The 13,017-nt window shown below is 71.8% G+C and carries 14 protein-coding genes; 7 read left to right on the top strand and 7 right to left on the bottom strand.

Annotation, left to right across the window (positions count from 1 at the left end; genetic code table 11):
- Window positions 1-15: 15 nt before the first annotated feature.
- The 4 genes from I59_RS12370 to I59_RS12385 all read left to right on the top strand — a co-directional run bounded on the left by I59_RS12370 (window position 16) and on the right by I59_RS12385 (window position 5,426).
- Complete coding sequence (locus I59_RS12370) at window positions 16-2,118, top strand: bifunctional rhamnulose-1-phosphate aldolase/short-chain dehydrogenase (RefSeq protein WP_022904130.1); 2,103 nt, start codon at window positions 16-18, stop codon at window positions 2,116-2,118.
- An 8-nt stretch (window positions 2,119-2,126) separates the two neighbouring features.
- Window positions 2,127-3,590, top strand: coding sequence for a rhamnulokinase family protein (locus I59_RS12375; RefSeq protein WP_022904131.1), 1,464 nt, complete (start codon window positions 2,127-2,129; stop codon window positions 3,588-3,590).
- Window positions 3,587-4,909 carry an alpha-hydroxy acid oxidase gene (locus I59_RS12380; protein WP_022904132.1) on the top strand — a complete coding sequence of 441 codons (1,323 nt, stop codon included), beginning with the start codon at window positions 3,587-3,589 and terminating at the stop codon, window positions 4,907-4,909. The genes I59_RS12375 and I59_RS12380 overlap by 4 nt, the downstream gene beginning before the upstream one ends.
- Window positions 4,910-5,024: 115 nt before the next feature.
- Window positions 5,025-5,426: a hypothetical protein gene (locus I59_RS12385; protein WP_148286213.1), complete on the top strand. Its 402-nt coding sequence runs from the start codon at window positions 5,025-5,027 to the stop codon at window positions 5,424-5,426.
- 4 nt (window positions 5,427-5,430) lie between these two features.
- Here the strand turns inward: I59_RS12385 and I59_RS12390 are convergent, their stop codons facing one another.
- The 6 genes from I59_RS12390 to I59_RS12415 all read right to left on the bottom strand — a co-directional run bounded on the left by I59_RS12390 (window position 5,431) and on the right by I59_RS12415 (window position 9,044).
- Complete coding sequence (locus I59_RS12390) at window positions 5,431-5,988, bottom strand: hypothetical protein (protein WP_022904134.1); 558 nt, start codon at window positions 5,986-5,988, stop codon at window positions 5,431-5,433.
- A gap of 77 nt (window positions 5,989-6,065) precedes the next feature.
- The gene (locus tag I59_RS23515) at window positions 6,066-6,305 is read right to left on the bottom strand and encodes a type II toxin-antitoxin system RelE/ParE family toxin (RefSeq protein ID WP_022904135.1); all 240 of its coding nucleotides are present in this window, start codon (window positions 6,303-6,305) and stop codon (window positions 6,066-6,068) included.
- Between the two features lie 28 nt (window positions 6,306-6,333).
- On the bottom strand, window positions 6,334-6,597 hold the full coding sequence (locus I59_RS23520) for a type II toxin-antitoxin system prevent-host-death family antitoxin (protein ID WP_022904136.1): 264 nt from the start codon (window positions 6,595-6,597) through the stop codon (window positions 6,334-6,336).
- Between the two features lie 45 nt (window positions 6,598-6,642).
- The gene (locus I59_RS12405) at window positions 6,643-7,188 is read right to left on the bottom strand and encodes a cysteine hydrolase family protein (RefSeq protein WP_022904137.1); all 546 of its coding nucleotides are present in this window, start codon (window positions 7,186-7,188) and stop codon (window positions 6,643-6,645) included.
- A gap of 64 nt (window positions 7,189-7,252) precedes the next feature.
- Window positions 7,253-8,374 (bottom strand): glycoside hydrolase family 5 protein, encoded by a 1,122-nt coding sequence (locus tag I59_RS12410; protein WP_022904138.1) that lies wholly within the window; start codon window positions 8,372-8,374, stop codon window positions 7,253-7,255.
- 154 nt (window positions 8,375-8,528) lie between these two features.
- On the bottom strand, window positions 8,529-9,044 hold the full coding sequence (locus tag I59_RS12415) for a MarR family winged helix-turn-helix transcriptional regulator (RefSeq protein ID WP_022904139.1): 516 nt from the start codon (window positions 9,042-9,044) through the stop codon (window positions 8,529-8,531).
- Between the two features lie 104 nt (window positions 9,045-9,148).
- Between I59_RS12415 and I59_RS12420 the strand changes: the two genes are divergently transcribed.
- Together I59_RS12420 and I59_RS12425 are read left to right on the top strand one after the other, a co-directional pair.
- On the top strand, window positions 9,149-10,108 hold the full coding sequence (locus tag I59_RS12420) for an NADP-dependent oxidoreductase (RefSeq protein ID WP_042726708.1): 960 nt from the start codon (window positions 9,149-9,151) through the stop codon (window positions 10,106-10,108).
- 9 nt (window positions 10,109-10,117) lie between these two features.
- Window positions 10,118-10,807 (top strand): CoA pyrophosphatase, encoded by a 690-nt coding sequence (locus I59_RS12425; RefSeq protein ID WP_022904141.1) that lies wholly within the window; start codon window positions 10,118-10,120, stop codon window positions 10,805-10,807.
- Here I59_RS12425 and I59_RS12430 read toward each other — a convergent pair.
- Window positions 10,782-11,963 carry an ROK family protein gene (locus tag I59_RS12430; protein ID WP_022904142.1) on the bottom strand — a complete coding sequence of 394 codons (1,182 nt, stop codon included), beginning with the start codon at window positions 11,961-11,963 and terminating at the stop codon, window positions 10,782-10,784. The two genes, I59_RS12425 and I59_RS12430, sit on opposite strands and share 26 nt — an antisense overlap.
- 134 nt (window positions 11,964-12,097) lie before the next feature.
- Between I59_RS12430 and I59_RS12435 the strand changes: the two genes are divergently transcribed.
- The coding region (locus I59_RS12435) for an ABC transporter substrate-binding protein (RefSeq protein WP_022904143.1) at window positions 12,098-13,017 on the top strand (920 nt) is incomplete at its 3' end.

The following is a 13,017-nucleotide window of genomic DNA, read 5'->3' on the forward strand; positions in this document are numbered from 1 at the left end:
GGGGCGCGTAGACAGATGACGATCGACAGCCTGGAGGCACGGGTGGACCCCGCAACGCAGCACACCTCGTCGGATCCCACGACGGCGGACGAGACCGTCCGCGCGCTGATCGCGCGCTCGAACGCGCTCGGCGCCGACCCGCGGATCACGAACTACGCCGGCGGCAACACCTCCGCCAAGGGCACCGACACCGACCCGGTGACGGGCGAACCGGTCGAGCTGCTCTGGGTGAAGGGCTCCGGGGGCGACCTCGGCACCCTCACCCCGGCGGGCCTCGCGGTCCTCCGGGTCGACCGGGTCCGCGCGTTGCGGAACGTCTACCCCGGCGTCGACCGTGAGGACGAGATGGTCGCGGCGTTCGACCACACCCTGTTCGGCAAGGGCGGTGCCGCACCGTCGATCGACACCGCGATGCACGCACTCGTCGACGCCGCCCACGTCGACCACCTGCACCCGGACGCCGGCATCGCCATCGCGACCGCCGCCGACGGCCCGGAACTCACCGAGCGGATCTTCGGCGACAAGGTCGTCTGGGTGCCCTGGCGGCGACCGGGCTTCCAGCTCGGCCTCGACATCGCCGCCATCCAGGAGCAGCACCCCGAGGCGATCGGCACGATCCTCGGCGGCCACGGCATCACCGCCTGGGGTTCGACGTCCGAGGAGACGGAAGCGAACTCGCGGTGGATCATCGACACCGCTGAGCAGTACATCGCCGAACACGGGAAGGACCAGCCGTTCGGCCCCGTCCGTCCCGGCTTCGAGGCGCTGCCCGAGACCGAGCGGCGCGCCCGTGCCGCCGCACTCGCACCGACCATCCGCGGGATCGCGGGGCACGACAAGCCGGTCGTCGGACACGTCACGGACAGCGACGTCGTCCTCGACTTCCTGGCGTCCTCGCGTGCGGAGGAGCTGGCGGCGCTCGGCACGAGCTGCCCGGACCACTTCCTCCGCACCAAGGTGAAGCCGCTCATCCTCGACCTGCCCGCGACGGCGACCGTCGAGGAGCAGACCGCACGCCTGCGGGAGCTGCACGAGGCGTACCGGGTCGACTACCAGGCGTACTACGACCGGCACGCCACCCCGGACAGTCCGGCGATCCGGGGCGCCGACCCGCTCGTCGTGCTGGTGCCCGGCGTCGGGATGTTCTCGTACGGCAAGGACGCCCAGACCGCCCGTGTCGCCGGCGAGTTCTACGTCAACGCGATCAACGTCATGCGGGGCGCCGAGGCGCTCAGCACCTACGCACCCATCGACGAGTCCGAGAAGTTCCGCATCGAGTACTGGGCGCTCGAGGAGGCGAAGCTCCAGCGCTTGCCGAAGCCGAAGCCACTGGCGACCCGCATCGCGCTGGTCACCGGGGCCGCGTCGGGCATCGGCAAGGCGATCGCGAAGCGCCTCGCCGCCGAGGGCGCCGCGGTCGTCGTCGCCGACCTCGACCTTGCCAAGGCACAGGACGCAGCTGCCGAGATCGGCAGCCCGGACCAGGCCATCGGTGTCGTCGCGAACGTCACGAGCGCCGAGGCGATCGACCAGGCGATCCAGGCGACGCTGCTGCACTTCGGCGGCCTCGACCTCGTCGTCAACAACGCCGGGTTGAGCCTCAGCAAGAGCCTGCTGGAGACCACCGAGCAGGACTGGGACCTGCAGCACGACGTCATGGCGAAGGGTTCGTTCCTGGTGTCGAAGGCCGCGGCGAAGGTCCTCATCGAGCAGGGCCTCGGCGGCGACATCGTCTACATCTCCTCGAAGAACTCGGTATTCGCCGGCCCGAACAACATCGCGTACTCCGCCACGAAGGCCGACCAGGCCCACCAGGTGCGGCTGCTCGCGGCCGAGCTGGGCGAGCACGGCATCCGCGTCAACGGCATCAACCCCGACGGCGTCGTCCGAGGCTCCGGCATCTTCGCGTCGGGCTGGGGTGCGAACCGGGCGAAGACGTACGGTGTCGACGAGCAGGACCTCGGGAAGTTCTACGCGCAGCGCACGATCCTGAAGCGCGAGGTCGTGCCGGAGAACGTCGCCAACGCCGTGTACGCCATCTGCACGTCCGACTTCTCCCACACCACCGGGCTGCACGTGCCCGTCGACGCCGGCGTGGCCGCGGCGTTCCTGCGGTAGGCGACGCCATGACGAACAGCGGCAGCGTGGCCGCGGTCGACCTCGGTGCGACCAGCGGCCGGGTCATCGTCGGTCACGTGGACCGGGACGGCGTCCGGACCGAGCCCGTGGCCCGGTTCCCGAACGGTCCGGTCGCCCTGCACGAACGCGGTCGGGACGCCCTGCACTGGGACGTCGTCGAGCTGTACCGGCAGGTCGTGGCGGGGATCGAGCGTGCGAGGGCCGCGCACCCGGACCTCGCGAGCATCGGGATCGACTCCTGGGCCGTCGACTACGGGCTCCTCCGCGAGGGCCGGCTGCTCGGTCTGCCCTCCCACTACCGGGACGCCCGCCACGAGCAGGGGGTCTCGCGGGTGCAGGCGCGGGTGTCCGCAGCGGAGCTGTACGAGCGCAACGGGCTGCAGCACCTGTCCTTCAACACCGTGTTCCAGCTCGCTGCGGACCCGGACGCGCACCTCGCCGACCGCGTCCTGCTCGTCCCCGACCTCCTCGGTTCCTGGCTGACCGGCGTCGAGGCCGCCGAGCGGACGAACGCATCGACCACGGGCCTGCTCAGCGCGACCACCCGCGAGTGGGACCCGGCCCTGGTCGCCGCCACGGGCCTCCCGGCCGAGCTGCTGCCGACGCTCCGTGACCCGGGCGACCGACTCGGCACCCTGCTGCCGTCCCTCGGCGGAGACGTGCCGGTCACGCTCGTCGGCTCGCACGACACGGCCTCGGCGGTCGTCGCGGTCCCCGCGACCGACCCGGACGTCGCGTACATCTCGTCGGGCACGTGGTCGCTGGTCGGCGTGGAACTCGACGCGCCGGTCCTGACGGACGCGGCGCGCGACGCGAACTGCACGAACGAGGGAGGCGTCGACGGCCGGGTCCGGTTCCTCAAGAACGTCTCCGGACTGTGGCTGCTGTCCGAGAGCGTCCGCAGCTGGGAGCTGGGCGGCGAGACGATCGACCTGGAGGCGCTGCTCGCCGCCGCCGCGGACGTCACCGCTCCGGTCCCGGTCTTCGACGTCGGCGACCACGCGTTCGCCGCCCCCGGGGACGTGCCGGCCAGGATCACCGCGTGGTGCGCCGCACGGGGACGCACCGCGCCGGCGAGCCGCGCCGAGTTCGTGCGGTCGATCCTCGAGTCGCTGGCCGCCGCGTACGCGTCGACACTGCAGACCATCATCGACGTCACCGGCAAGGACGTCCGGGCCGTGCACGTCGTCGGTGGCGGATCGCAGAACCGCCTGCTGTGCCAGCTCACGGCGGACCGGACCGGCCTCCCAGTGCTCGCCGGACCCGTGGAGGCGACCGCGCTCGGCAACGTGCTCGTCCAGGCGCGCAGTCTCGGCCTCGCCGGGCTCGGGGGTGCATCGTTGGAGGCACTCCGCCACGTCGTCGCCCGGACGGTCGACCCAGTCCGCTACACCCCCGCTCCGGGCTCCGACGCCCGGTCCCACCGCACCACCGTCAGGAGCCACGCATGACCACCACCGACGACCAACACCGTGTCGACCCCGCCACGGGAACGCCCGCGGCGTCCACCGGTCCGGCGTCCGCGGCACGGACCCGCGTCAGGCGGCAGATCCCGAGGGTTCGGGACTTGGCGCCGTTGCTGCAGTTCAAGAAGCCCACGCTGCCGGGCCGGCGGCAGCGCCTGGACTCCGCGCTGACGATCTGGGACCTCCGAGCGATCGCTGCCCGGCGCACCCCTCGTGCGGCGTTCGACTACACCGAGGGCGCCGCGGAGGCCGAGATCAGCCTCGCCCGGGCACGGCAGGCGTTCGAGGACATCGAGTTCACCCCAGCGATCCTCCGCGACGTGTCCCACGTCGACACGTCCCGGGACATCCTCGGGGCGCCGACCGCGCTGCCGTTCGGGATCGCCCCCACCGGCTTCACCCGCATGATGCAGACCGAGGGCGAACGCGCCGGCGCACGCGCCGCCGGACGCGCCGGCATCCCGTTCAGCCTGTCGACGATGGGCACCACCGCCATCGAGGACGTCAAGGCCGCGAACCCGCACGGCCGGAACTGGTTCCAGCTCTACATGTGGAAGGACCGCGACAAGAGCATGGCGCTCGTCGACCGGGCAGCGAAAGCCGGATTCGACACCCTCCTCGTCACCGTCGACGTCCCCGTCGCCGGCGCCCGACTCCGCGACAAGCGCAACGGCTTCTCGATCCCGCCGCAGCTGGGTGTGAAGACGATCGTCAACGCGATCCCCCGGCCGTGGTGGTGGTTCGACTTCCTCACCACCGAACCCCTCGCGTTCGCGTCCCTCGACCGCTGGTCCGGCACCGTCGGGGAGCTCCTCGACCACATGTTCGACCCCACCGTCACCTACGAGGACCTGGCCTGGATCCGGGACCAATGGCCCGGCAAGGTCGTCGTCAAGGGCGTCCAGTCCCTCGACGACGCCAAACGGTTGACGGCGATGAGCGTCGACGGGATCACCCTGTCCAACCACGGCGGCCGGCAGCTGGACCGCGCACCCGTCCCCTTCCACCTCCTCCCGTCCGTGGTGAAGGAAGTCGGCGCGGACACGGAGGTGCACCTCGACACCGGCATCATGTCCGGCGCGGACATCATCGCCGCCATCGCCCTCGGCGCGAAGTTCACGATGGTCGGCCGCGCCTACCTCTACGGGCTCATGGCCGGCGGCGAAGCCGGCGTCGACCGCATGATCCAGATCCTCTCCGACCAGATCGAACGCACCATGCGCCTGCTCGGCGTCGCCACCCTCGACGAACTCCGACCCGGACACGTCACCCAGCTCCAACGCCTCACACCCATCCCACGCTGACCCGGTGGCCCGGTGGCCCGGTGGCCCGGTGGCCCGGTGACCGGATCGTGACCCGCACCACCGCCTGGCCGTGGTGTCATGAGGCATGGAGTGGGGACTGTCGAGGACCGTGACGGTGGCGGCACTCGTCGTGGCGCTCGGGGTGTCGAGCGCGGGGTGCTCCGCGGTCAGCAGCAGCGCGGGGTCGTGCGCCGCGAAGGAGATCCGTCTCGGTGACTCGGACCTCCGCCCCGGCGGGCAGGTCACGCTCAGCGTCGACTGGATGTGGCAGACGTGCGAGGACACCGGCGGGACGCCTCGCGCCTCGGATGACGTCGCGGTGACGATCACGCCGGCCTCGACGGGGCGGGCGGTCGTGCTCGGGCGTCCGACACCGGAGGGGTCGCGCTTCCGGGTGGCGGGCCGGTTCGAGCTGCCCGACGACCTGCCGTCGGGAGATGCCGTGCTCGGGGTGCACAGCACGGTCGGGGACCGCGCGGGCGCGGATGTGCCCGTGACGATCGCAGCCACGGGCTGACTCGTCAGTCGCGTGCGGCTCGGTCGCGTGCGGCTCGGTGGCGCCGCTGGAGCACGAGGGTGCCGGCGCCCTGGACGACGAAGAACAGCGCGCTCGCGGCCAGCACGGCTGCGACCACGAACCCACCCGCGGTCTCCGCACCGATCGCGGCGACGACGGCGAGGGCGAGGAAGATCGCACCCATCACGATCACGACCACCGGGTTCTGCGCGACGAAGAACCGTCGCCCGTGGTTCGCCGCGGCCGTGGCGTCGGACCGCGCCTTCGTCACCTCGTCCGGGTCACGGCCGGCACGCCGATCAGCGGCTCGTCGGCGTGCACGGAGGACGAGGAAGACCGCGAGCCCGACCACGATCGCCACGGGGTAGGCGATCGGCCGCTCGATGTGCACCAGACCCGAGACGAACAGCACCGCGACGGCACTGACGACCCCGGTGACCATGGCGGTTGTCCAGACGTCCGTGCGGCCGTCGGCGCCGGTCGCGTAGCCGGGCCGGCGCGCGTACGGGTCGTGCTCGGTTCCGTGTTGCTCCGGCGCTGCCCGGCCTCCGTCGTTCCCCACGCAGCGAAGCTACCGATCGACCCTGGTGGACGTCCGATCACCTGGGCGCGGTCGCCGTTCGGTCGGCGAGCGCATGGTCAGCGGTACACGTCGTGTCGGTGTCCGATGGTCAGGACGAGCACGACCAACCGATCATCAAGGACCTCGTAGACGATCCGGTGGTCCCCCACGCGGACACGGAGTTCTCCGGGTCTGCCGACGAGTGCGGTCATGCCGGGCGGACGTGGGTTGGTCTGCAGGAGGACGAGCGCGGCGAGGATCCGGCGCTGCACCGGTCGATCGAGCTTGCCGAGGGTCTTCGCGGCACGTTTCGTCAACTCGACGGCGTACCGAGGTGGTGCAGCCTCAGTCAAGCTCGATCCCGAGCTCCCGCGCGACGTCCGCGAGCGGCAGCGTCTCCGGGTCGTCCTCGAGCTCGGCGCGGACAGCGTCGACCGCGGCTCGGTCGATCGCGTCGTCCAGCGCGGCGAGCGCCCGGTGCGCCAGGTCGGCATCGAGGACGACGACCTGTTCACGACCGCGGATCGTGATGCCGACGGGCTCGCGGTGTGCATGGTCGAGGAGGTCGGACCACCGCTGTCGAGCCTCACTGGCCGGGAGGGAGTACATGTACGGATCGTACGATCCGTACGTTTCGTACGTCAAGGTGTGGGATCAGGCGTCGAGGAGGTCCTTGCTCCGGACCACGGTGGCGAAACTGCCGTCGAGCGCGGCCAGGAACGCCGCGTGGACCGACGCGCCGGGGACCGTCGTGTCGCCGAGCGTGAGGTCGGGGGCGGCGCAGGCGTCGGCCACCACCGTGCACGCGAAGCCGAGCTCCGAGGCGGCGCGGGCGGTCGAGTCCACACACATGCTGGTCATCATCCCGACGACGACCAGGTCGGTGACGCCCCGGTCACGGAGCAGCCGCTCGAGGCCGGTGCCGATGAAGCTGTTCGGCTCGTGCTTCTCGACGACGGTCTCGCCTGCCCGCGGTTCGACATCGGGGTGGAAGGCCACGCCGGGCGTCCCGGGCACGAAGAACCCGGCATCGGGATCGGTGGCGGTGTGGAAGACGTGCACGACGTCCTCGCCGGTCTCGCGGAAGTGGCGCAGCACGGCGCCGGCGGCATCGGCGGCTGCCTCCGGCTCGACGAGCGGGAACGCTCCACCGGGGAAGTAGTCGAGCTGGACGTCGATGAGGAGCAGCGCACGGGTCATGCCCCGATCATGCCCGTCGGGCACCCGGTCCGTGCCGGGTGCCCGACGGGTCGGCGAACCGCGATCAGCCGACCGTGAACGGGGCGCGACGACCCGCACCCCACGCCCAGTGCAGGAGCGCGACGCCGGACTGGTTCGTCACCGCGAGCGACAGGTGTGCCCCGGACCCCTGGATGGTGGTCAGACTGTAGGTGTCGTCGGTCCGCAGCCCTGGCCAGTACACGGCGCCGAGGTGCCGCTCCCGGGCGATCGTCGTCACCGTCTGCAGGAACGCGACCGAGTTGTCGGCGTCGGCGTTGCCGGTCGTCGCGGACCCGCGGTAGTCGATGCCGGTCGTCATCGGGACGCCGAACTCGTCGAGCACGGTGCGGGCCGAGCAGGCCTGGTCGCCCAGGCGCGACTCGAAGTCGGCGGCCCACCCGGCGGCGTCGTGCGTGCCCCAGAAGCCGTAGTAGTGCTGCGAGACGTAGGTACCGGCGAGCGCCGGCGCAGCGCAGACCGCGTCGACGTGGTCGTTGTAGCCGACCCCGCTGACGAACACACGGTCACGCGGGATGCCGCGGGCGGTGTACCGGTCGACCCAGTCCGTCGCGACTTGGATCCACTGGTCGGCGGTGTACCCGAAGGGCTCGTTCATCGGCTCGAAGTACACGCCGCGGTCATGGGCGTAGGTCGTGGTGAGCGTGTCCCACATGGCGGTCCAGGCAGCCGGGTCGTCCACGCGCCCGTCCTTGCTCGCGCCGTCCCCTTCCCAGTAGCCGAGGACGACGCGGAAGCCCTCGTGCCGGGCGGCGTCGATCGCGCCCTTGTACGAACGCCACCAGGCGGTGCCGACCGAGGAGGGGTTGACCGGCATCCGGACGGTGTTCGCGCCGAGGTCCTTCCGGAAGCCACGGATGATCCGCTCCGATGTCCGGTAGACGGTGCGGTAGTCGTCGCTCGTGGCGAGTCCGGACAGCACGACCGGGCCGTTCGCGTAGTTGTCGCGAGGGTCGGCCCAGTTGACGCCGTGGAACTGCGTCGGGTCGAGTGCGGGTGCGGGCTTCCCGTGTGCGGCGGTCGCGGCCGCCGGGGCGGGTACCCCGGTCGCGACGGCGGGGCTCGCGAGCGCGAGGGCGGTGGCGCCGGCGAGTGCGGCGAGCGATGCGGTGAGGAGTCGTCCCCGCCGGGTGGTCGGTGCGTGCATGTGTGCGTGCTCCCTGTCTGCTCCGTTGCAGCGGCACGGCGTCGTCGCCGTACCGGAGTCGATCGTCACCCGCGGGTCCCTTCCGCCATGGCAACGTCAACATGCACGAGCGTTCCACCGCTTCGTCGAGGTGTCAACGCTCCTGCGGGCCCGTTCAGTCGACGGATGCACTGCGTCGACGACGGGACGTCGCGGAGCGCGGCGGCACGCTGCGCAGGTGGTCACGCACGACGCCGAGCACCCGCCCGAGGTCCTCGACGTCGTGCGAGCCGATCGCGTCGAACACCAACTCACGGAGGAGCGCGACGTGTCCGGGGAAGACTGCGCCGAGCTTCGATCGCCCGGCGTCGGTGAGGGTGACCATGACACCCCGTTCGTCGTCCGCCGCCTGCCCGCGGGCGAGGAGCCCGGATCGCTCGAGCAGGCCCACCTGGTAGGTCAGACCGCTGCGGCTGATCACCACGCCGTCGGCGAGCTCGGTCATCCGCCGACTCCCACCGGGGGCGTCACCGAGGGTGGCGAGCAGCTGGAACTGCACGTGACTGAGGTCCCCGGCGTCGCGGAGCTGCTGCTCGACCGCGTGCCGGACGAGGTTCCCGACCTCGATCAGGGCGAAGTACGCCGCGAGCTCACTGGCGTCGAGGGTCGTGCTCGGTTCGGATCCGGACATGACTGCATCCTACCTGTTGCTTCGAATTCGAAGCAGTGGTACCGTCCTCGTCAGATGCTTCAAATTCGAAGCACATGATGCTCCACCAACGAAAGGGCAAGATCATGCGAGCAGCGCGTTTCCACGAGGTCGGCGGTCCGGAGGTCCTGCGGATCGAGGACGTCGATCGTCCGACGCCGGGTGCCGGTGAGGTCCTGGTGCGGGTCGCCGCGTCGGCCTACAACGCGGCGGACAACGGCATGCGGGGCGGCTTCCTCCCGATCCCCGTCGTGCTCCCGCACGTCCCCGGGTACGACGTGTCGGGCACGGTCGAGCAGGTCGGGGACGGCGTCACGGACCCCCGGCTCGGTGACGCCGTGATCGGGTTCCTCCCCATGGAGCGGGACGGCGGCGCCGCGGAGTTCGTGGTCGCCCCGGCCGAGTCGCTCGTCGCGGCACCGTCGGGCATCCCGCTCGCGGACGGGGCGGCACTGCCCTCCGTGGCGCTCACCGCGTGGCAGGCGGTCTTCGACGAGGGCCGGCTGACCGCCGGGCAGCGACTGCTGGTCGTCGGAGCCGGCGGGGTCGTCGGGAAGTACGCCGTCCGGCTCGCGGAGCGCGCGGGCATCGAGGTCGTCGCGACGGCGAGCCCGCGCAGCGCCGACGCAGTGCGCGCGGCCGGTGCGGACGTCGTCGTCGACCACACCACCGAGGACCTCCTCACCGCGGTCGACGGGCAGGTCGACGTGCTGCTCAACCTCGCCCCCCTCGAGCCGGAGCGGTTCGCTTCCCTGGTCGCCCTGGTCCGCGACGGTGGCACGGTCGTGAGCACGACGGCGTTCATCGCCACCCCCGGCGACGAGGACCGCGGGGTCCGGGCGGTCACGGTGTTCGTGCAGCCGGACCGGCAGCGCCTGACCGAACTCGTGCGCCTGGTCGACACCGGCGAGCTGGACGTCGAGGTGACGCGGCGCATCCCGCTCGCGGACCTGCCGGCACTGCACGCCGAGGGCGCCGCCGGTCGCATCGCCGGCAAGGTCATCGTGCTGGCCGACGGCGACGGCTCCGCAGCGCCGTCCGCCTAGGGTGGGGACGTGAGCGACGAGCAGGCACGGGCAGCGCTGGCGACGGTCGGTCGGGAGACCACCGCACCGCTCGTGCCGAGGCTCCCGACCCTCCGCTCACCCCGGCGCGCTGCCGTCCTCATGCTCTTCGGCGTCCTGGACGACCACCCGAGCGACCGCCGCGCGTCGGCGCCGAGGGTCTCCGACGACCTCGACGTCCTGCTCCTCCGGCGCGCGGACACGCTCCGCGCCCACCCGAGCCAGGTGGCCTTCCCCGGGGGTCGGATCGACGCAGGCGACGCCGACGCCGCGGACACCGCTCTCCGCGAAGCGCACGAGGAGACCGGGCTCGACCGGACCGGCGTCGACGTCCTCGGGGTCCTCCCAGCGGTACCGCTCGCCCACTCGAACCACCTCGTCGAGCCGGTGCTCGCATGGTGGCGCGCACCGTCGCCCGTCCGGGCCGTCGACGAAGGCGAGTCGGCCACGGTCTTCCGGGCCCCGGTCGCCGACCTGCTCGACCCGGCACACCGTGGTGTGACCGTGATCCGGCGGGAGGGTCAGGAGTGGCGCGGTCCGGCGTTCACCCTCGACACGGCACACGGGACGGAGACCGTGTGGGGCTTCACGGCGATGCTGCTCGACGCACTGTTCGACCGTCTGGGGTGGACGGAACCGTGGGACGACCGGGCCGTCATCCCGCTGCCAGCGGAACGCTGACCACGGGAGGGACGGGGAGCGACAGCGCGAGCGGCTCCGACCGGACCTCGTCGAGCGCCCGGGCGACGGCACCGAGCACGACGACGTCGGCTCCGAGCCTCGAGGCGACGAGCTCCGGGACGGGGTCGTAGTCCCAGCCGGCGAGGTGCACGCGAGCCCGTTCGAGCACGGGCCCGACGGCATCCGCGATCGCGCCCGCGACGACGACGCGGTCGATGTCGAGCAGGCTCGCGAGGAGGACGCTCACCCGGGCCAGACGGTCTCCGAGCCGGTCGACGACCTCGACCGCGACGGGGTCACCGAGCGCTGCGGCCTCGAACAGCCGCTCCGAACCGTTCCGCCCGGCGAGCAGCGACCCCGCCGGGACCCGCTCGGCGGCCTCCGCGACGAGCAGGCGCGCCGTCGCGCCGATACCCTCGGGCGATCCCACCCCGTCCACCAGGTCGAGCACGCGCATCTCCCCCGCGCCGCCACGGGGACCCCGCAGCAGGAAGCCGTCGACGACGATGCCGGCACCGAAGCGCTCGCCCGACAGCAGCGCGGCGAACGAGGCGTCCCCCGACGACGGTCGCTCCGCGAGTGCGGCGAGGTTCGCGTCGTTCTCGACCACGACCCGGCCGGACCCGGCGAGCGAGGCGAACCCGGGGTTCATCCGGTCCCAGTAGCCACCGTCCCGGGGCGAGACCCCCCGCCCGTCGACCGGTGCCGGGATCCCCACGACCACCACGAGCACCCGGTCGGGATCCACGCCGGCGTCCGCGACCGCCGAGGCGACGGCGTCACGGACGGCGCCGAGCCGGACGTCGACGTCGAGCCCGGTCTCGCCGAGCGAGGTCACTGCGCGACCGACGACGGTGCCGCGGAGGTCCGCCACGGCGACGGACACCCGGTGCTGCCCGGCATCGACGCCGACGACGACCCCGGCGCGGTCGTCCAGGGCGTAGCGCCGTGCAGGTCGACCCTTGTGGTACTCCCCCGCCGCCCGGGCGTCGTCGAGCGCCCGGAGCCAGCCGAGTTGCACGAGTTCACCGCACGCCGCGAGCACCGTGGACCGCGTGAGCCCCGTCGCACCGATGGCCTCGGTCGCCGTGAACGCCGACGAGTCGAACGCGTACGCGAGGACGACCTCGGCACTCGATCGACGGGACGGCTGCATGCCCGCACCCTACCGCGACACGAGTTGCTTGCGCGATTAGATTTTGTCGCTAGATTTAGTCCTGCGAGTCGGCACCGGAGCCGGCCCGCGGCGCGGAACGGCAGGGACGCCGGGTCCGCGCGGACGGAGACGACGTGCAACCACACGCCACGAAGGGGACGGCCGCCGCGGTCAGTCGCAGGTCCTTCCTGCTCGGTGCCGGCGGCATCGGTGCGGGCCTCGCGCTCGCCGGGTGCGCCCCGCTCGGGTCCTCGAGCTCACGCCCCGAGACCATCACGTTCTACGTGTCGAAGCCCGAGGTCATCGGCTACTTCGACGACGTCATCGCCAAGTTCCACGACAGCCAGTCGAAGATCCGCGTCATCCGCGACTCGACGTCGAACATGTCCGCGAACTTCGTCCGGAACCGGCCGCCGGACCTCGGGTGCCTGAACTACAACTACGCGATGGTGTCGTTCGTCGAGCACGGTGCGCTGACCGACCTGGGCGACCTGCCCGAGAAGGACACGATCAACCCGGACCTCTGGCCGCTCATGCGGCAGACCGCCGACCACCCGGGTCGGACGAGCGTGCTGCCGTACTCGGTGACCGCCGCCTCGGTGATCTACAACAAGCGGATCTTCGCCGACCAGGGCATCGAGGTCCCGACCACCTGGAGCGAGTTCCGCTCCGTGTGCGAACGCCTCACGAAGGCCGGCATCACCCCGATGTACGGCACGTACAAGGACAACTGGACCATCGCCCAGGGCATGTTCGACTACTCCGTCGGCGGCATGCTCGATCTGCAGGAGACGTTCGCGGCGCTCGACCGCGAGGGCACCCAGGTCGGGAAGGGCTCCCGCGTCTCGTTCGAGAAGGACTTCGCCGCTCCCGTCGACCGCATGGTGGACCTGCTGCAGTGGCACCAGAAGGGTGCCGCCAGCCGCGGGTACGGCGACGGCAACCTCGCGTTCGCGCAGGGCAAGGCCGCGATGTACCTGCAGGGGCCGTGGGCGCTCGGCGAGATCGCGAAGTCGAGCAAGGACATCGAGCTCGGCACGTTCCCGTCCCCGCG

This window comes from Curtobacterium sp. B8 (genome assembly GCF_000333315.1).
Lineage (GTDB): Bacteria > Actinomycetota > Actinomycetes > Actinomycetales > Microbacteriaceae > Curtobacterium > Curtobacterium luteum.

Coding starts and splice junctions, on each gene's coding strand:
- I59_RS12420 (WP_042726708.1), top strand. CDS start 9,149: ATGCGAGCAGCGCGTTTCCACGAGGTCGGCGGTCCGGAGGTCCTGCGG.
- I59_RS12430 (WP_022904142.1), bottom strand. CDS start 11,963: ATGCAGCCGTCCCGTCGATCGAGTGCCGAGGTCGTCCTCGCGTACGCG.
- I59_RS23520 (WP_022904136.1), bottom strand. CDS start 6,597: ATGTACTCCCTCCCGGCCAGTGAGGCTCGACAGCGGTGGTCCGACCTC.
- I59_RS12375 (WP_022904131.1), top strand. CDS start 2,127: ATGACGAACAGCGGCAGCGTGGCCGCGGTCGACCTCGGTGCGACCAGC.
- I59_RS12410 (WP_022904138.1), bottom strand. CDS start 8,374: ATGCACGCACCGACCACCCGGCGGGGACGACTCCTCACCGCATCGCTC.
- I59_RS12370 (WP_022904130.1), top strand. CDS start 16: ATGACGATCGACAGCCTGGAGGCACGGGTGGACCCCGCAACGCAGCAC.
- I59_RS12415 (WP_022904139.1), bottom strand. CDS start 9,044: ATGTCCGGATCCGAACCGAGCACGACCCTCGACGCCAGTGAGCTCGCG.
- I59_RS12405 (WP_022904137.1), bottom strand. CDS start 7,188: ATGACCCGTGCGCTGCTCCTCATCGACGTCCAGCTCGACTACTTCCCC.
- I59_RS12380 (WP_022904132.1), top strand. CDS start 3,587: ATGACCACCACCGACGACCAACACCGTGTCGACCCCGCCACGGGAACG.